This is a genomic window from Intestinimonas massiliensis (ex Afouda et al. 2020), assembly GCF_900626285.1.
Classification (GTDB): domain Bacteria; phylum Bacillota; class Clostridia; order Oscillospirales; family Oscillospiraceae; genus Flavonifractor; species Flavonifractor massiliensis_A.
Genome location: NZ_LR131147.1, coordinates 2,232,404 through 2,250,250 on the forward strand (window position 1 = coordinate 2,232,404; position 17,847 = coordinate 2,250,250).

General features: G+C 63.3%; 20 protein-coding genes. 8 read left to right on the forward strand and 12 right to left on the reverse strand.

The genetic code is table 11. The features are described from left to right. Positions 1-30 precede the first annotated feature (30 nt). From gyrA to bilS, 4 genes are read left to right on the forward strand one after another with little or no spacing between them, the layout of a single operon-like run. Positions 31-2,535 (forward strand): DNA gyrase subunit A, encoded by a 2,505-nt coding sequence (gyrA, locus tag E0E41_RS11165; protein WP_130869972.1) that lies wholly within the window; start codon positions 31-33, stop codon positions 2,533-2,535. Positions 2,536-2,538: 3 nt separating this feature from the next. Continuing rightward, positions 2,539-2,895: an SHOCT domain-containing protein gene (locus tag E0E41_RS11170; RefSeq protein WP_242623761.1), complete on the forward strand. Its 357-nt coding sequence runs from the start codon at positions 2,539-2,541 to the stop codon at positions 2,893-2,895. A gap of 10 nt (positions 2,896-2,905) precedes the next feature. After that, on the forward strand, positions 2,906-3,343 hold the full coding sequence (gene rnhA, locus E0E41_RS11175) for a ribonuclease HI (protein WP_130869973.1): 438 nt from the start codon (positions 2,906-2,908) through the stop codon (positions 3,341-3,343). 41 nt (positions 3,344-3,384) lie between these two features. Further along, a complete protein-coding gene (gene bilS / locus E0E41_RS11180) occupies positions 3,385-3,891 on the forward strand; it encodes a flavodoxin family protein BilS (RefSeq protein WP_130869974.1) in 507 nt (168 codons plus the stop codon). A gap of 40 nt (positions 3,892-3,931) precedes the next feature. Here bilS and E0E41_RS11185 read toward each other — a convergent pair whose 3' ends face one another. The 6 genes from E0E41_RS11185 to E0E41_RS11205 are packed head-to-tail and all read right to left on the reverse strand — an operon-like array spanning position 3,932 to position 8,486. Beyond that, entirely contained in the window at positions 3,932-4,486 is a 555-nt protein-coding gene (locus E0E41_RS11185) for a sugar O-acetyltransferase (RefSeq protein ID WP_130869975.1), read from the reverse strand. 48 nt (positions 4,487-4,534) lie between these two features. Beyond that, positions 4,535-5,779 carry a PSP1 domain-containing protein gene (gene ricT / locus E0E41_RS19150; RefSeq protein WP_130869976.1) on the reverse strand — a complete coding sequence of 415 codons (1,245 nt, stop codon included), beginning with the start codon at positions 5,777-5,779 and terminating at the stop codon, positions 4,535-4,537. Positions 5,780-5,807: 28 nt separating this feature from the next. Further along, positions 5,808-6,803 (reverse strand): DNA polymerase III subunit delta, encoded by a 996-nt coding sequence (locus E0E41_RS11195; RefSeq protein WP_130870835.1) that lies wholly within the window; start codon positions 6,801-6,803, stop codon positions 5,808-5,810. 6 nt (positions 6,804-6,809) lie between these two features. Then, positions 6,810-7,133, reverse strand: a complete 324-nt coding sequence (locus tag E0E41_RS11200) for a cyclic-di-AMP receptor (protein WP_130869977.1) — start codon at positions 7,131-7,133, stop codon at positions 6,810-6,812. A 35-nt stretch (positions 7,134-7,168) separates the two neighbouring features. Further along, positions 7,169-7,264, reverse strand: coding sequence for a hypothetical protein (locus E0E41_RS18965; RefSeq protein ID WP_368019917.1), 96 nt, complete (start codon positions 7,262-7,264; stop codon positions 7,169-7,171). Then, the gene (locus E0E41_RS11205) at positions 7,233-8,486 is read right to left on the reverse strand and encodes an aminotransferase class V-fold PLP-dependent enzyme (protein ID WP_438819467.1); all 1,254 of its coding nucleotides are present in this window, start codon (positions 8,484-8,486) and stop codon (positions 7,233-7,235) included. Before E0E41_RS11205 ends, E0E41_RS18965 begins: the two co-directional genes overlap by 32 nt. 169 nt (positions 8,487-8,655) lie before the next feature. Between E0E41_RS11205 and E0E41_RS11210 the strand changes: the two genes are divergently transcribed. Further along, the gene (locus E0E41_RS11210) at positions 8,656-9,282 is read left to right on the forward strand and encodes a DUF4230 domain-containing protein (protein ID WP_130869978.1); all 627 of its coding nucleotides are present in this window, start codon (positions 8,656-8,658) and stop codon (positions 9,280-9,282) included. An 82-nt stretch (positions 9,283-9,364) separates the two neighbouring features. On the opposite strand, the gene E0E41_RS11215 is transcribed toward E0E41_RS11210, so the two are convergent. After that, on the reverse strand, positions 9,365-10,801 hold the full coding sequence (locus E0E41_RS11215; RefSeq protein WP_130869979.1) for a glycine--tRNA ligase: 1,437 nt from the start codon (positions 10,799-10,801) through the stop codon (positions 9,365-9,367). A 461-nt stretch (positions 10,802-11,262) separates the two neighbouring features. Further along, a complete protein-coding gene (gene gpr, locus E0E41_RS11220; protein ID WP_130869980.1) occupies positions 11,263-12,165 on the reverse strand; it encodes a GPR endopeptidase in 903 nt (300 codons plus the stop codon). A 202-nt stretch (positions 12,166-12,367) separates the two neighbouring features. Between gpr and rpsT the strand changes: the two genes are divergently transcribed. Together rpsT and E0E41_RS11230 are read left to right on the forward strand one after the other, a co-directional pair. Beyond that, on the forward strand, positions 12,368-12,631 hold the full coding sequence (gene rpsT, locus E0E41_RS11225) for a 30S ribosomal protein S20 (RefSeq protein ID WP_165450539.1): 264 nt from the start codon (positions 12,368-12,370) through the stop codon (positions 12,629-12,631). 99 nt (positions 12,632-12,730) lie between these two features. After that, positions 12,731-13,597 (forward strand): YihY/virulence factor BrkB family protein, encoded by an 867-nt coding sequence (locus tag E0E41_RS11230; RefSeq protein WP_130869982.1) that lies wholly within the window; start codon positions 12,731-12,733, stop codon positions 13,595-13,597. A 75-nt stretch (positions 13,598-13,672) separates the two neighbouring features. On the opposite strand, the gene E0E41_RS11235 is transcribed toward E0E41_RS11230, so the two are convergent. The 4 genes from E0E41_RS11235 to E0E41_RS11250 form a co-directional block, all read right to left on the reverse strand. Beyond that, positions 13,673-14,548, reverse strand: coding sequence for an IS3 family transposase (locus E0E41_RS11235; RefSeq protein WP_368019918.1), 876 nt, complete (start codon positions 14,546-14,548; stop codon positions 13,673-13,675). Next, positions 14,527-14,841 carry an imidazolonepropionase gene (locus tag E0E41_RS11240; RefSeq protein WP_130868681.1) on the reverse strand — a complete coding sequence of 105 codons (315 nt, stop codon included), beginning with the start codon at positions 14,839-14,841 and terminating at the stop codon, positions 14,527-14,529. The genes E0E41_RS11235 and E0E41_RS11240 overlap by 22 nt, the downstream gene beginning before the upstream one ends. A 108-nt stretch (positions 14,842-14,949) precedes the next feature. Next, positions 14,950-15,702 (reverse strand): type III pantothenate kinase, encoded by a 753-nt coding sequence (locus E0E41_RS11245; RefSeq protein ID WP_130869984.1) that lies wholly within the window; start codon positions 15,700-15,702, stop codon positions 14,950-14,952. A gap of 3 nt (positions 15,703-15,705) precedes the next feature. Continuing rightward, a complete protein-coding gene (locus tag E0E41_RS11250) occupies positions 15,706-16,401 on the reverse strand; it encodes an ECF transporter S component (protein WP_130869985.1) in 696 nt (231 codons plus the stop codon). A gap of 230 nt (positions 16,402-16,631) precedes the next feature. Here E0E41_RS11250 and coaBC point away from each other — a divergent pair, with 230 nt between their 5' ends. Further along, a complete protein-coding gene (gene coaBC / locus E0E41_RS11255; RefSeq protein ID WP_130869986.1) occupies positions 16,632-17,834 on the forward strand; it encodes a bifunctional phosphopantothenoylcysteine decarboxylase/phosphopantothenate--cysteine ligase CoaBC in 1,203 nt (400 codons plus the stop codon). The last annotated feature ends 13 nt before the right edge of the window (positions 17,835-17,847 follow it).

A 17,847-nucleotide genomic window follows, 5' to 3' on the forward strand; every position in this document is an offset into this window, starting at 1 on the left:
GATCTACCATAAAGATTGAGAGGCATCAGCATGAGCAAAAAGCCACAGTATGACCCGGAGGAGATCCGGTACCCGGACCAGACCATCGTCACCGCGCCCCTGGTGCATGAGATGGAACAGTCCTATATCGAGTACGCCATGAGCGTCATCAAGGGCCGCGCCCTGCCCGACGTGCGGGACGGCCTGAAGCCGGTCCACCGCCGCATCCTGTACGCCATGTACGAGGACAACCTGACGGCGGACAAGCCCTTCAAGAAGTCGGCCACCTGCGTGGGCGACGTGCTGGGCCGGTATCACCCCCACGGCGACGCCAGCGTATATGACGCCCTGGTCCGTCTGGCCCAGGACTTCTCCATGCGCTATCCCCTGGTGGACGGCCACGGCAACTTCGGCTCCATCGACGGCGACCCCCCGGCCGCCTACCGTTACACCGAGGCCCGCATGTCCCGCATTTCTGACGAGATGCTCCGGGACATCGAGAAGGACACGGTGGACTGGGACCCCAACTTTGACGAGACCCGGAAGGAGCCCCGTGTGCTCCCCAGCCGGTTCCCCAACCTGCTGGTCAACGGCTCGGCGGGCATCGCCGTGGGTATGGCCACCAACATCCCGCCCCACAACCTGCGGGAGGTCATCGACGCCACCATCTGCGTGCTGGACGACCCCAACGCCACCCTGGCCGACCTGATGGAGCACGTGAAAGGCCCCGATTTCCCCACCAAGGGCATCATCATGGGCCGGTCCGGCATCCGGGCGGCCTACGCCACCGGCCGGGGCCGGGTGTGCGTCCGGGCCCGCACGGAATTTGAGGAGTTCGGCCAAAACCGCACCCGCATCATCGTCACCGAGATCCCCTACCAGGTCAACAAGCGCATGCTGATTAAAAATATGGCCGACCAGGTGGAGGACAAGCGGCTGGAGGGCATTTCCGACATCCGGGACGAGTCCGACCGCAACGGCATGCGGGTGGTCATCGAGCTGAAGCGGGATGCCAACCCCCAGGTGGTGCTCAACCGCCTGTTTGCCCAGACCCAGCTCCAGACCACCTTCGCCATCAACATGCTGGCCCTGGTGGACAACCAGTCCCAGCCCAAAATTCTCTCCCTGCGGCACATCCTGGACGAGTACATCGCCTTCCAGGAGGAGATCATCGTCCGCCGCACCAAGTACGACCTGAAGAAGGCCCAGGAGCGGGCCCACCTGCTGGAAGGCCTGCTGATCGCCGAGGAGAACATCGACGAGGTGATCCGCACCATCCGGGAGAGCTACGACAACGCCAAAGAAAACCTGATGGCCCGGTTTGGTCTGGACGACGTCCAGGCCCAGGCCATCCTGGACATGCAGCTCAAGCGCCTCCAGGGCCTGGAGAAGGAGAAGCTGGAGAACGAGTACAAGGAGCTGGAGGAGCGCATCGCCTACTACAATGAGCTGCTGGCCTCCGAAGAGATGATCCGGGGCGTGCTGAAGTATGAGCTCATCGCCATCCGGGACAAGTACGGCGACGACCGGGTCACCGAGATCCAGGATGTGGAGGACGAGATCGACATCGAGGACCTGATCGAGGAGGAGGAGTGCGTCTTTACCCTCACCGATGGCGGCTACATCAAGCGCACCGCCGCCAGCGAGTACGCCGCCCAGTCCAAGGGCGGAATGGGCAAGAAGGGCATGGCCACCAAGGAGGAGGACTATGTGAACACCGTGTTCACCGCCTCCACCCACGACTATATCCTCTTCTTCACCGACCGGGGCCGGGTGTTCCGCAAGAAGGGCTACCAGATCCCCGAATCGGGCCGCACCGCCAAGGGCACCAACCTGATCAACATCCTCCAGGTGGAGCAGGGGGAGAAGGTGTCCGCCATGATCCACACCCGGGACGTGGAGAGCGAGGACCGGTTCCTGATGATGTTCACCCGCAACGGCACGGTGAAGCGGCTGTCGGTGACGGCGCTGAAGAACCTGCGCAACAACGGCCTGCGGGTGCTCACCCTGGAGGAGGGGGACGAGCTCATTACCGTCCGGGAGACCGACGGCACCAAGAAGGTCATCATCGCCACCCACGACGGACAGGCCGTCTGCTTTGACGAGAACGACGTGCGGCCCATGGGCCGTACCGCCGTGGGCGTCCGGGGCATCCGCCTGCGGGAGGGCGACTACGTGGTGGGAGCCGCCCGGGCCACCGCCGGCCGGTGCGTGCTGTCCATCACGGAGAACGGCTACGGCAAGCGCACCCCGGTGGAGGAGTACCGCATCACCAACCGGGGCGGCCTGGGTATCCGCAACTATATGGTCACCGAAAAGACCGGCAAGGTGGTGGGCATCAAGGTTGTGGACGGCAATGAGGACCTGCTGCTGGTCACCCAGAGCGGCACCCTGATCCGCACCCATGTGGACAACATCCGCATTGCCGGCCGCTCCACCCAGGGCGTCATCGTCATGCGCTTCAAGGAGGAGGGGGACCAGGTGATCTCCATGGCCCTCACCGACCGGGAAAATGAAGAGGAGGAAGCCGCCCAGACGGAACAGCAGGAGGAGTAAGCCATGCGCAGAAAACGGGTAACTTACCGCCCCAGCAAGACCGGCTCGGTATTCGGCGGTGTGGTGGGCTGCATCTTTGTGCTCATCGGCCTGTTTGTGGTCATCCCCACCTTCGGCCCCTTCGGCATCCTGTGGACCCTCATCGCCGCGGGCATTACGGTCATGAACTTCTACCAGGGCTTCGGCAAGGGCTATGTGGGACCGGAGATCCACATTGAGGACGAAAATGGGGAAAACTCCGCCGGACCGGAGGCCGGCCCCGAGGAGCGGCTGCGCCAGCTCCAGTCCCTGTACGACCAGCGGCTCATCACCGCCGAGGAGTATGAGCAGAAGCGGCAGGAGATCCTGAAGGAGCTGTAAGAGGAGAAGCATGAAAACAGTCACCATTTACACCGACGGAGCCTGCTCCGGCAATCCCGGCCCCGGCGGCTGGGGGGCTATCCTGCAATACGGGGAATTCAAGAAGGAGCTCTCCGGCGGGGAGGCCCACACCACCAACAACCGGATGGAGCTCACCGGGGTCATCACTGCCCTGTCGGCGCTGAAGGAGCCCTGCATCGTGGAGCTCTACTCCGATTCCAAGTATGTGATCGACGCCCTGGAGAAGGGCTGGGCCAGAGGCTGGAAGGCCAGAGGCTGGGTGAAGGGGGACAAGAAGCCCGCCCTGAACCCCGACCTGTGGGAGAAGCTGCTGGACCTGTGCGACTACCACACCGTCCGCCTCCACTGGGTAAAAGGCCACGCCGACAACCCCTATAACAACAGATGTGACGAGCTGGCGGTGGCGGAGAGCCGGAAATACAAATAAGGACGGATGCCCCCATCCGTCCGCTGTTCAAAGGAGAACATATGAAAATCGCCATTGTTTTTTACAGCGCCACCGGCAATACCGCCCAGGTGGCCCAGGCCATCCAGGAGGCCTGCGCCGGCCATGAGATCGTGGCCTATGGTCAGCCCCCTCAGAACGTGGACAAGGCGGAGCTGGTGTTTGCCGGGTCCTGGACTGACAAGGGGACCTGCACCGCGGAGATGAAGGAGTTCCTTCAGGGGCTCCACGGCAAGCGGATTGCCCTGTTCGGCACCGCCGGCTTCGGCATCTCCGAGCTGTACTTCGCCTCCTTGGCGGACCGGTTCAAGGCGGAAGTGCCCCAGGGCAATCAGGTGGTGAGCACCTTCTTCTGCACCGGCAAGATGCCCCAGGCTGTCCGGGACCGGTACGAGGCCCAGCTGAAGGAGAAGCCCGGCGACGGCAAGCTCCAGTCCATGATCAAGGCGTTCGACCTGGCCCTGACCCATCCGGACCAGGCCGACCTGGACCAGGCGGCGGACTTTGCCCGGGAAGCCCTTAAGGAATAAAAAAGATAAAAAAGCGCCCAGCCATCGGCTGGGCGCTTTTTTATAGAATCTGCTTTACAGGCCGACAGGGATTGCCTACTGCCGTCACACCGGCGGGGATATCGTGGACCACTACGCTGCCCGCGCCGATCACCGACCCGCTGCCGATGGTCACGCCCGGCAGCACGACCACGTTCCCGCCGATCCACACGTCATCCCCCACGGTGATGGCCTTGGCGAATTCCAGGCCGCTGTTCCGGGTGGGGGCGTCCAGGGGGTGGCCGGCGGTGTAGAAGCCGCAGTTGGGGGCGATGAACACGTTGTCCCCGAAGGTCACGGGGGCGCAGTCCAGGATGACGCAGTTGTAGTTGGCATAAAAATGGTCGCCCACGGTGATGTTGCCGCCGTAGTCGCAGTGAAAGCCGGGGTTGATGGTGCAGGAGCCCTTCACAGACCCCAGCAGCTCCCGCAGCAGGGCGGAGCGCTCCTCCTCCTGAGCAGGGGAGAGGGCGTCCAGCTTATGGCACAGCTCCGCCGCCCGGCGGCGCATGGCCTGAAGCTCAGGCACTTCGGCGTTGTACAGCTGGCCGGAGATCATTTTTTCCCACTCCGTCATAGTATTCCTCCTTTTGAAAAACGGGCGGCCATTTGGCCGCCCGTCTGTTTAGGCTTCGGGATTCTGAGGCTTGTCCCCACGGGGCTTGCGGTGATACCGGCGGCGGGGCCGCTTCTTTTCCCCGGCGGGGGCGCCGCCTTGCTGCTCGCCCTGGGGCGCGGCAGCCTGCTTGGGCTGCTGCTCGGCGGGCTTGGCTTTCTCCGGCCTGGGGGACTTGGGCTTGGGGGGAGCGGGCTGCTTGCCCTGCTCCGGCTTGGCGGACCCTTCCCCGGCGGGCTTGCTTCCGCCCCGGCGGCCCCGGCTCCGGCGGCGCCGGGAGGCCCCTTCGCCACCCTCCCCGCCGGACTCGGCCACGCCCAGGCCGGTGAGGGCGCTGTCCAGACTGTTCAGCAGGCTTTTGGGCTCCTCCACCGGGGTCACCTTCCGCAGCTTGGCCAGCTCCTCCGGCGGCGGGGCCACATAGCCCTCCGGCCGCTTGCCCTTGCCGTTGCGCACCACGCAGATCTCGCAGTTGTGGAAGCACTTGGGAGTGTCCGGCTGGTCCTCCAGCCGCACCTGCACCGTCTCCTTCAGCAGATTTACCTGGGAGACGGTGCCCACCCCCTCCGGGGTCTCCACAAAGGATTCGTTCTTGGGCATCCGCTTCACCGCGTCCTCATAGGCCTCCTGCTCGTATTTCAGGCAGCACATCAGCCGCCCGCAGGTGCCCGAGATCTTGGTGGGGTTCAGGGACAGGTTCTGGGTCTTGGCCATCTTGATGGACACCGGCTGGAACTCGTCCAGGAAGCCGGCGCAGCAGAAGGGCCGGCCGCAGATCCCCAGGCCGCCCAGCATCTTGGCCTCGTCCCGCACGCCGATCTGCCGCAGCTCGATGCGGGCGTGGAACACCCCGGCCAGGTCCTTCACCAGGGCCCGGAAGTCCACCCGGCCCTCGCTGGTGAAGAAGAAGAGGATCTTGCTCCCCTCGAAGTTGTACTCCACCTCCACCAGCTTCATGTCCAGCCCGTGGGCCGCGATCTTGTCCTGGCAGATGGTGAAGGCCTTTTTCTCCTTCTCCCGGTTCTTGGCCACGGTGTCCAGATCCTTCTGGGTGGCGATGCGCACCAGGGGGCGCAGAGGCTGCACCACCGCCTCGTCCTCCACCATGGTGTTGGACTGGACGCACTCGCCGTACTCCAGGCCCCGGGAGGTCTCGATGATGACCCCCTGGCCCTCATCCACGTGCTGGCCCTGGGGATCGAAATAGTATTGTTTTCCTCCGCTCTTAAAGCGGACGCCGATGATCTCGGTCATGGTTCCCTCCACATTCGACAATGAAAAATCAGCGCAGCTCCGCCAGGCCCGCCGCCAGCCAGCCGGCCAGATGCCCGGCGCCCAGGTTGAAGTTCAGGGCGTCCCGCAGCCGGCGGGTCAGCTCCATGGCGGCCATCAGCTGCCTGGGCTTCAGCGCCCCGGATGCCTCCTCCGCCAGCGCCTTCCGCTGGGGGTCGGTCTCCGGACAGGCGCCGTAGGCGGCGGTCAGGGCGTCCCGCAGCAGCAGGCCGAACTCCTCCAGCAGCTTGTCCAGCCCGTCCCGGTCCCACTTGTCCCGCTCCAGCCTGGCACAGTATTCTGCCAGGGCGGTCTCGCCGCCGGTGGACAGCTGGTGCAGCAGCTCCCCGGCCGCCTGGACCTCCCGCCGTTCCTCTCCGGCGGTGCCCTCCAGCTCGGCGGCCGCCCGGCCCAGCAGGCCCTCGCAGTGCTCCACGGCGGCCTGACGCTGACCTGGCGTGCACTGGGGATAGTGGGTGTCCACCCACGCCCGGGCCTCCTGGGGGGTCACCGGCGTGAGGGTGAGCACCTCGCACCGGGAGCGGACGGTGGGCAGCAGGGAGGCGGCGTTTTCCGCCAGCAGCAAAAAGGCCGCGTAGGGGGGCCCCTCCTCCAGCAGCTTGAGCATGGCGTTCTGGGCGCTCTGGTTCATGCTCTGGGCCTGATGGAGCAGGTACACCTTCCGCCCGGCCTCGTTGGGCTTGATGTAGGCGTCGCTGCGCAGGGCACGGACCTGGGCCACGGTGATGTCCTTCCCGTCGGCACCGATGGCGGAGATATCCGGATGGATGCCCGCCATGGCCTTTTTGCAGCCGGAGCAATGGCCGCAGGGGATCTCACCTGTGCCGGAGCACACCAGGGCAGCGGCCAGCAGGCCCGCCAGGGTCCGTTTGCCGGAGCCCGCCGGGCCGCTGATGATGTACGCATGGGACAGCCCCCGGCGGGCAGTCTCCGCCTCCAGCTGTCGTTTCAGCGGGCCGTTGCCCGCCAGCGGGGTCAGGTTCATCAATGCTTATACCCGCTCAAACCGCTCGATGTCCACCACGAAGATGGTGGCGCCGCCCACCACTACTTCCACCGGCATGGAGGGGTAATACCCATAGCTCATCTCGGTGGTGGTGGGGATCATCTGCTTGCGGGAGTGGGAGTGCTCCCGGATGATGTCGATGACGGCCTGCACCTTTTCCTCGTCCACGCCCACCAGAATGGTCACGTTGCCGGCCATGAGAAAGCCGCCGGTGGTGGCCAGCTTGGTGGAGGAGAAGCCCTTCTTGGTCAGGGACTGGGTCACGGTGTTGGCATCGTCATGATTGATGATAGCAAGGATCAGTTTCATTCCTATCCCTCCTGCCTTGGGTTCACACACAGTTGTCAAACACAAATTCGACAGTCACTATTATAACCTATTTCAGCCAAATATGCGATACTTTTTTTCTCAATCCGCTCTCCCGGAGCCACTACCGGCACGCCGGGGGGGTAGGGGGCGACGGGGGAGGCGGCGANTGCAGGCACCGGGCCAGGCGGGTGGTAGTTGTGACGCGTGGCGTGTTGTAAGGAAGGCGTGGGCCGAAGAGGTTGGCAACAGGGGTCTGGTGGGCCGCGTCAGGTGTGTAGAAGGGACAGGCCGGGGGGTGAGGACCTGCTCCGGCAGCTCCGGCGGCGGGGGAAATGCGGGGCAGAGGCCCAGCTCCACCCGGCTGAGGGCCTGCCGCAGCCGGGCAAAGTCCTCCGGCCCGTCGGCGCAGGTGGGGATGAGCACTACATGGCCTCCGTCCGCCATCTCGGGCCACACCCCCAATCGCTCCAGTTCCTCCTGGGCCCCGAAGCCGTCGGGGGAGAGGAGGGTGAGCCGGGTGGGGTCCAGGGGGGCGTGACGGCCGGTAAGGGCGGGAAAGTCCCGCCGCAGGGCGGCTACCTCCTCCGCCGTCCGGCCGTAGGCCGCCGCCCCCTCCTCCAGCATATGCGCCCGGCAGACGTCCAGCGCCGCCATCATGGGATAGGAGGGGCTGGAGGAGCCGTAGATGCCCCCCGCCCGCCGCAGGTCGGCGTGGGAAAACCGCTCACCTGCCAGCAGCAGGGCGGACTGGCCCGGGGCGGGGAGGGTCTTGTGGGCGGACACCACCACCAGATCGGCGGCGGAGAAGTGGTCCATCCCCAGGAAGGGGAGGTGGGCGCCGTGGGCCCCGTCTACCACCAGGATCCCCCCGCGGCGGTGCATCACCGCCGCCAGGGCGGGAATATCCGACAACACTCCGTAATATGTGGGAGAAGTAATACAGAGCGCTTTTATATTCGGGTGGGTCTCCAGCAGCTTTTCCACCTGGGCGGGGGAGACGGGGCCGGTGACGGCCTCCTCCGCCAGCCAGGGCCGGGGGACGTACACCGGCCTCAGATCCAGCAGGGCCATGGCGTGGAAGGCGGAGCGGTGGCATCCCCGGTCCAGCAGAATCTCCGAGCCGGGGGGACAGGCCAGGGTGAGGGCGGTCAGCACCCCCTGGGTGGACCCGCCGGTGAGGAAGAGGCAGTGCTTCATGTGAAAGACATCCGCCCAAAGGTCCTCCGCTTCGCCGATGGCCCCGCCCCCGTCAAACAGGTTGCCGGTGGGGGGCAGCTCGGTGAAGTCGATGGACGAAAACCCCGCCAGCTCGGGGGCGGGGAGGGCCTTGCCCTTGTGGCCGGGCATGTGCATCCGCAGGGGATGCTGGGCGGCAAAGTCCCGCAGGGTGGTATAGAGGGGTGTGTTTTCCACGAAACATGCCTCCAGTGTTGAAAAATGCGGCTCCCCTGTCGAATGAGGGGGGATATTGTAGGAGAGCGGGGGCTATGGTATAATCAAAACAAAAACGGAGGATCTGCCCATGGGCGAGAGAGAGACAAAACGGCGGGGAGCCGGCTGGAAGCTGGCGGCATTGCTGCTGCGGCCCAGGACACTGATAGTCATTCTGATCGTGGTCATCCTGTGCGGAGGAAGCCTGGGGCTGGGGCAGTATCTGGCCTCCCGGAACAAGATCACCAAGCTGGGGTTTGAGGACATCGGCGAGCTGGCCACCCAGGCGGCCTACTGCACCGAGGTCAACGTCACCGAGGCCTCACGGGAGTTCTACGGGATCACCATTCCCTTCACCCAGAGCAAGTACATCTACAGCTATGACGTGGTCATCAAGGCGGGCTTTGACTTCAACCAGGTAAAATGGACCCTGGACGGCAGCACCATCAGGGTCACCCTGCCCGAGGTGAAGATTCTGAGCAGCCAGCTGGACCCGGACTCCTTCCAGCTCTATCACGAGGCGGAGAGCATCTTTATGCCCATCACCCTGGAGGACAACAACGAGGCCCTCAAGGCTCTGGTAAAGAGCGCGGAGGAGGAGGCGGTGGGCAACGGCCTGCTGGAGGAGGCCCGGAAAAACGGGGAGCTCATCCTGAAGGGCTTTTTCGCCAACGTGTACGACCCGTCGGAGTACACCGTGGAATTCACCCAGCAGTAAAAAAGTTGCTATGAGTATAGCAGAAGGAAAGGAAAGAAACAAGAGCCCCGGCCGAATGGCCGGGGCTCTTTTGCCCATATACTCAGAACTTCACGCGCTCGGCAATGTAGTTCTTGACCTGGTCCATGGGGATGCGCACCTGCTCCATGGAATCCCGCTCCCGGATGGTGACACAGCCGTCGGCGGGGGTGGTGTCGTCGCCCACGGTCTGGAAGTCCAGGGTGATGCAGAAGGGGGTGCCGATCTCGTCCTGGCGGCGGTACCGCTTGCCGATGGAGCCGGCGTCGTCGTAGTCCACCATGAATTCGCGGGCCAGCTCGTCCCGCAGCTGCTGGGCAGGGCCGGAGAGGACCTCCTTCTTGCTCAGGGGCAGCACAGCGCACTTGAAGGGGGCCAGCGCGGGGTGGAGGCGCAGCACGGTGCGCACGTCGTCGTTGCCCTTCTTGTCCTGGCCCACCACTTCCTGGTCGTAGGCGTCCACCAGGAAGGCCAGGGTGACGCGGTCGGCGCCCAGGGAGGGCTCCACCACGTAGGGGATATAGTGCTCGCCGGTCTCCTGGTCGAAATAGGTCATGTCCTTGCCGGAGACGGTCTGGTGCTGGGTCAGGTCGTAGTCGGTGCGGTCGGCCACGCCCCACAGCTCGCCCCAGCCGAAGGGGAACAGGAACTCGAAGTCGGTGGTGCCCTTGGAATAGAAGCACAGCTCCTCGGGGCTGTGGTCCCGGAGCCGCAGGTGGTCCTCCTGCATGCCCAGGCTCAGCAGCCACTGCTTGCAGAAGGAGCGCCAGTACTGGAACCACTCCAGATCGGTGCCCGGCTTGCAGAAGAACTCCAGCTCCATCTGCTCGAACTCACGGGTGCGGAAGGTGAAGTTGCCGGGGGTGATCTCGTTGCGGAAGCTCTTGCCGATCTGGCACACGCCGAAGGGCAGCTTCTTGCGGGTGGTGCGCTGGACGTTCTGGAAGTTGACAAAGATGCCCTGGGCGGTCTCGGGCCGCAGGTACACGGTGTTCTTGGCGTCCTCGGTCACGCCCTGGAAGGTCTTGAACATCAGGTTGAACTGCCGGATGTCGGTGAAGTTGTGCTTGCCGCAGGAGGGGCAGGGGATGTTCTTCTCCTCGATGAAGGCCTTCATCTCGTCCTGGGAGAAGGCGTCGATGGGTTTTTCCAGCTCCACGCCGTTCTCATTGGCCCAATCCTCGATGAGCTTGTCGGCGCGGAAGCGCTCCTTGCACTCCTTGCAGTCCATCAGGGGATCGGAGAAGCCGCCCAGATGGCCGGAGGCCACCCAGGTCTGGGGATTCATCAGGATGGCGGCGTCCAGCCCCACGTTGTAGGGGTTCTCCTGGACGAACTTCTTCCACCAGGCCTTTTTGACGTTGTTCTTCAGCTCCACGCCCAGAGGGCCGTAGTCCCAGGTGTTGGCCAGGCCGCCGTAGATCTCGCTGCCGGAGAAGATGAAGCCCCGGCCCTTGCACAGGGTGACGATCTGGTCCATGGTCTTTTCGCTGTTTTTCATGGTGTCATGCTCCTTTTCTGTCAGTTTGGTCTGGCCCAGAGCAAAAAAACGCCCTGAGCCGGTTGTCGGCTCAGGGCGAACAGTTGTCACGCTCCGTCTGCTCACCACGCAGCCTAAGCCGCTCCAACTGCGCAAGCCGGCTGGCGGCCCCCCGGGCCGGCAGTCCGTTTGCTCCGTTCCACGTCTTAGTCTGCTGTTCGCGACGACTCTGCGCTTTTTTGTCCGTGGTTCCACCTGAATTCGCGGCTGGCTGCCGCGCACTCTTGCCCGGTAACGGCGGGGACCGGCGGGGCATTTCCTCCCCGCGGCTCACAGGCGCCTTCCCGCCCCCTCCGCCGGAGCCTTGCACCGTCCGGCTCCTCTCTGCATGCGGAAAACAGGGGGTACTGTTCCTGTTCACTGCCTTATCGTGGGCCATTCTATCATCTTTTTTCCACCCCGTCAAGGTGAACGGTGGAAAATCAGGACAGAAACAGGTCGATGTCCCCGATGGTCAGGCCGGGCTGGAGGGCCAGGTTGATACCATAGCCGATGACCTTGGCCAGGTCGGCTACCCGGGCGTCGATGTCCCGGGGGGTGACCAGCAGGCCGTCTCCCGCTCCACGGAGGGCGTCCGGGTCCAGATCGTCCCGCCCCGCCTGGGCCAGCACGTCGGCGGCCAGGGTAGCGGCGTCCACCACCGTGGGTACCCCCACGGCGATGACGGGCACCCCCAGGGTCTCTTGATTGAGGGCGAAGCGGGCGTTGCCCACCCCGGAGCCGGGGACGATGCCGGTGTCGGCCAGCTGGACGGTGGTACACACCCGGCTCAGGCTGCGGGAGGCCAGGGCGTCCACCACAACTACGCAGGCGGGCTGGATCTTCTCCGCCACAGCCCGCACCAGTTCCCCGCTCTCCACGCCGGTGGTGCCCAGCACCCCGGCGGCCAGGGCGGCCACTGGCCGGAAGGAGCCGAAGTGCTCCGGCACCTGCTCCACCAGGTGGCGGGTGACCATGGTATGGTCGGCGGCCTTGGGGCCGATGTCGTCGGGGGTGATGGACCGGTTGCCCAGGCCCACCACCAGGGCGGGAGCCCCCTTGGACAGCTTCAGCAGGGGAGTGAGCTCCGCTGCCACCGCCCGGGCCGCCCGGCCGAAGGCGTCCTGCTCCCGCCGGGCCAGCCCCTCCAGGATGAGGGTGACGTAGGTGCCCCGGGGCTTGCCCAGGGCCTCCTCTCCCCGGCAGTCCAGGATCTTTACCGTGGTCACCGGGTAGCCCTCCCGCTTGCTCTCCCGGCTCTCCACGCCGGGCAGCTCACCGGCCCCGCCCCGCTCCCGCCAGAGCTGGGCGGCCTCTACCGCCAGGTCTGTCCGCCGTTTTTCCATTTGCCCGCCTCCTTTAATACCCCAAGATATGGTGCTGCTTCTCATCTGCGGAACTATTTTTTGCGGATGGGCCCCTCCTATGCAAAAAAAACAAAAAAAGTTGAAAAAAACAGTTGCATTTTTCAGCGAGCACTGTTAAAATAGGATTCTGCACGGGCAAACTGTGTAAAAAATATTATCGTCATCGGAGGAGGTGTTTGGTTTGCCGAATATTAAGTCTGCCAAGAAGCGTGTCCTGGTGAACAAGACCAAGGCCATGCAGAACAAGGCCGCTAAGTCCGCGCTGAAGACCGACATCAAGAAGTTCGAGGCCGCGGTGGTCGAAGGCAACCGCAGCGAGGCCGAGGGCGCTTACAAGGTGGCCGTCAAGGCGGTCGACAAGGCTGTGGTCCATGGTCTGCTGCACAAGAACAACGCCGCTCACAAGAAGAGCGCCATGACCATCAAGCTGAACAAGCTGGCCTGAGCGTAGGCAACGTAAGGACCGTCTGCTCCAAGCAGACGGTCTTTTTGTTTTTTCGCGGGGAAATTGGGGTATGCTGTAGGGCGGAAGGGAGGGGAACGGATGGAGCGGCTGTGGAACAGCGCCGGGGTGCGCTTTGTGCGGGAGATGGTGCGCATCTACTTTGCCAGGCGGGTGTCCCGGTCGGCGGCCGAGCTGGCCTACTTCCTGGTGCTTACCTTTTTCCCCATCCTTATCTGTATCAACGCCTTTGTGGGCCTGCTCCATCTGGATATCCAGGCGGTAATGGAGGCCGCCGCCCCCTTCTTCCCCAAGGAGATTTTAGGAATTCTGGGGGACTATGTGGGATATATCAGCGGAAATCAATCCACCGCCCTGCTCATTGCCGGGGCGGGCATGACCCTGTTCTCCGCCTCCGCCGCTTTCCGGGCCCTGATGAACGTGATGGAGGAGCTGTATGGCCGGAAGGGCTACCGGGGGTTCTGGCGTATCCTGGCCAGCCTGGTGTTTTCGGTGCTCTTCCTGCTCACCATTTACCTGTCGCTGGTGGTGCTCCTCACCGGAGACTGGCTGTTCAAGCTGGTGGAGGACTTCTTCCATCTGGAGACCGCCACCCTGCCCTGGGACTGGCAGTGGTTCCGGTTCCTGCTCCTCTTTTTGCTGGTGCTCCTCTTCGTGCTGCTGGTCTACCGCATGGCGGCCCCCAGAGGCAAGCCCAGGCCCCCCATCCTCACCGGCGCCTTCCTGGCGGCGGCGGCCCTGGTGGCGGCCTCCGCCCTGTTCTCCTGGTTTATCGGCCTGTCCTCCAAATACTCCCTGGTATACGGGTCGTTGGCCTCGGTGATCATCCTGCTGGTGTGGCTCTACCTGTGCGGCAACATCCTGATTCTGGGCAACGTGTTCAACTGCGTGTGGTACCGGAAAAAGAAGGTGCGGGCTCTCAGGCAGAACAGAACATGGAAAAACTGAAAACCCGCCTTTGGTCTGAACTGCCCCAGATTGTGCGGACAGTACAAAAAGAGCCCTGGTAGGAAATATGAAGTTTTAGGAGGAGAGGCGTCGCGCAAGCGGCGCCTCTCCAGTTTTCAACTGGATGCGCTCATGGTTGTAAAAATGGATGTAACGGTCAATCATCTCGTTAGCCTCAGAGAAAGAGGCAGGTTTGTGTCGGTAAATACATTCTGTTTTGAGGATAGAGAAAAAAATCTCTGCCATGGCATTGTCATAAGGGTTTCCGCATCTTGACATAGACGGCGTAATGCCGTATGTTTGAGTCAGCTCAAAATATGCTTGTGAGGCGTACTGAGCACCCTGGTCGCTGTGGAGCTGCAACTCTGCAGCGACCCTCTTTTTCTCTCGCTTCATGGCAAGATGAATGGTGTCCAGAACCAGATTCACCGTTTGTTCCGTTCCGGTTTTGTAAGCTACAATGCTATTGTCATAGAGGTCCCGGATCATGGACAGGTACAGTACGCCCTGGTTGGTGTGGATATAGGAGATGTCCGTTACCCATTTGCTGTTGGGCTTGTCCGCATAAAACTGCCGGTTGAGCAGATTTTTGTACCTGTGAACCTGCTGCCCCATTTGCTGCCATTTCCTGCGGCGGCGGATTTCAGACAGCAGATCGTACTTTTTCATAATTCGCAGCACAGTTTTGGGATTACAGAAAATATTCTGACTTTTCAGCCATATCCACATCCGCCGGTACCCGTAGGTACGCAAGGTGCGTTCCCGCTGCCGTGCAAGCATTTCCGCAAGAGTGGCATCCTTTTCTGGTCTGCCCAGGCGATGGACAAAGGCGTAGTAGCCGCTTCTGGATACTCCAAAAAATTTACACATGACTGCCACTGGATGCTCGGTTCTGTGACGATATATGACATGGTATTTTACCCTTGCCCTCACTTCCTTCCTGTGAAGCACAGAAAATCCCGCAGCAGCTTATTCTCCATACGAAGCCGCTGGATTTCATAGGCCTGCTCTGACACAATGTCTCTTGGTGCGGCGCCTTTCCTCGGCCGTCCTTTGGGCCGCGGGAGAATGCCGGCTTCCAATTTGCGTTCTTTTCTTCGCTCACGCTTAAGCAGCCTTTTTACCACCTGCTTATCCTGAAAGCCGTAGTATTCTGCAACTTCCCGCTGGGTTTTCCCCTCTGCTATCATTGCCTTGATTTCAGGCAGAAGTACTTGAACGTGTGTGTAATTCCGTTTTCCCATGACAAGACCCCCTGATGTAGTCTATTTTCCTACATCAGGGGGTCTTTTGTCACTGTCCGTTTTTACTGGACCTGTTCAGGTCATGCCAAAGGCGGGTTTCTTCTTATGTTATGAATATTGCTTCAGCCACAGCTGCCGCAGGCCCAGGAAGGTCAGGTTGGGCTCCCAGGCGGTGGGTACCCGGAGGAGAGGCCGCACATAGGCGCTGTTGCCCCCGGTGAGTATCACCGTCAGGGGCCCCAGCTGCTCCTCCAGCCGAGCCACGATGCCCTCAATGGCCCCGGCGGCTCCGTACAGGGCGCCGTAGCGCATACAGGTCTCAGTGTTGGTGCCGATGAGCCCCTCCGGCGGGGAGAGGGTGATGGGGGGCAGCTGGGCGGCCCTGGCACTGAGGGCGTTCACCGACAGGGACAGGCCGGGCAGGATCATGCCCCCCTGGAACATCCCGTCCGCCCCCACCACCGACAGGGTGGTGGCGGTACCCATGTCGAACACCGCCAGGGGCGGGGCGTACCGGCTCAGGGCGGCCACGCAGTCCACCACCCGGTCCATACCCAGGTTTTTGGCGTCGTAGTGCCCCAGGGGCAGGCCGGTTGGGGTGTTTTTGTCCACCGTCAGCACCGGCTTTCCCGTCAGGGCGGACAGAGCGTCCGCCACCCTGCCGGTCAGGTCGGGCACCACCGAGGCCAGGGCGGAACCCCGGACGGACCCCGCGCCCGCCAGCAGCTCTCCCAGGGCGGTCTGCCAGCCGGGGCCGTCCAGGTCCCGGTCGCTGGGCAGGCGCCGGAGAAAGGCCAGCCGCTCTCCGGCAAAGCCGGCTACGGCAACGGTGGTGTTGCCGATGTCAACGGTCAGCAGCATGGCTCAGGCCAGCTCGGCCGCGGCGGCGGGCACTTTTTTCTGCTCCAGCTTCAGGGCCTTCACCAGGGGCACGCACACGGCGGGGGTGACCGCGGCGGCCACAATGGCCTCGGGGATGCCGTTGGCGGCCACGATGCCCAGGATGAAGCCGGTGATGGCCTCGGCAGGGATGCCCTGGGCGGCGGCGTAGGCCTCGGTGAAGATGACGCCGATGGAGCCCATGACCAGGGCGGTGTTGGTCAGGGCCCCCACAATGCCGGCCAGCACCAGGGAGATGGTCTGGACGCCGGTATTGCGCTTACCGGGCAGGTGCCTGAACAGGGCGTATACCAGCCAGGGGGAGACACCCACCAGGATCCGGGGCACGAAGCAGATGAACAGGGCCCAGGGGCTGCCCCGGTCCAGGCCGGGGACGGGGATGAAGGGGGAAAAGACAAAGGAGGACAGACCGGGCACCAGCGTGTTTTTGATCATGCTGGACAGGCCGAACATACCGCCCAGGAAGGCGCCCTTTCTGGGGCCCAGCAGAATGGAGCCGATGATCACGGGCACGTGGAGTATGGTGGCCTTGATGACCGGCAGGTCGATAAGGCCCAGCGGCGTGAAGGTAAGCAGGAAAATGATGGCGGTAAACATGGCCAGAATGGCCAGGCTCTGCACCTGCTTGGTGCGCTGAGCGCGGGTTTGGGCGGTTTTCATATGCAATTACCTCCTGCTGCCGTTCCCACCTGTGGGATACAGCGCAAAATTTGATGGGCGGTCTGGGGCGGGGGAGTGGACCTGCCGTCTCCCTCCGGGAGTACAGCGGTCCGCCGTCCGGGACAGCCGAGGCCATTATACCGGGTATACCCCCAAAATGCAATCCCAATGTGGAAAAGGGAGCGGTGGTCTGATATAATTGGGGGACAACCTGCAAAGGAGAGAACCATATGCTGAAGGGAAAGACTGTGCTGCTGTGTGTCACCGGCGGCATTGCCTGCTATAAATCCGCCTCCCTGGCCTCGGCCCTGGTGAAGCAGGGGGCCAACGTCCAGGTGCTGATGACCAGAAACGCCACCGAGTTCATCGGTCCCCACACCTTTGAATCCCTGACGGGCAACCGGGTGAGCGTGGACACCTTTGACCGCAACTATCAGTTCCAGGTGGAGCACATCGCCCTGGCCGACCAGGCCGACGCGGTGCTGGTGGCTCCCGCCACCGCCAACGTGCTGGCCAAGCTGGCCCACGGCCTGGCCGACGACATGCTCACCACCACCGTGCTGGCCTGCGGCTGCCCCAAGCTGGCGGCCCCCGCCATGAACACCCGGATGTATGAGAACCCGGTGACCCAGGACAACCTGGACATTTTGCGCAAGTACGGCTGGGAGATCATCGAGCCCGCCAGCGGCCGGCTGGCCTGCGGCGCGGTGGGGAAGGGGAAGATGCCCGAGCCGGAGGACCTGCTGGAATATCTGGACCACGCGGTGGGCCATGAGAAGGACATGACCGGCCTGCGGGTGCTGGTCACCGCCGGGCCCACCCAGGAGGCCCTGGACCCGGTGCGCTATCTCACCAATCACTCCACCGGGAAGATGGGCTACGCCATCGCCAGAGCCGCCGCCGCCCGTGGGGCCCAGGTCACCCTGGTGTCCGGCCCCACCAGCCTGAAAAAGCCCCTGTGTGTGGATACGGTGGATATTGTGTCCGCCCAGGACATGTTTGAGGCGGTCACCGGCCGGGCGTCTCAGCAGGATATCATCATCAAGGCCGCCGCCGTGGCCGACTACCGGCCCGCCGCTGTAGCGGAGGACAAGATCAAGAAGAGCGGCGCCGACGCCGACCTGGCCCTGCCCCTGGCCCGCACGAAGGATATTCTGGCCTGGCTGGGGGAGCACAAGGCGCCCGGCCAGTTCCTGTGCGGCTTTTCCATGGAGACCAGGGACATGGTGGAAAACTCCCGCAGGAAGCTGGAGAAGAAGCACCTGGACCTGATTGCTGCCAACAATCTGAAGGACCCGGGGGCGGGCTTCGGGGTGTCCACCAACCTGCTCACCCTCATCAGCCCGGACGAGCTGGTGGAGCTCCCCCTCATGAGCAAGGAGGAGGCCGCCCACGCCCTGCTGGACCACATCCTGGCCCGCCGGGGATCCTAGATATAAAAAATGC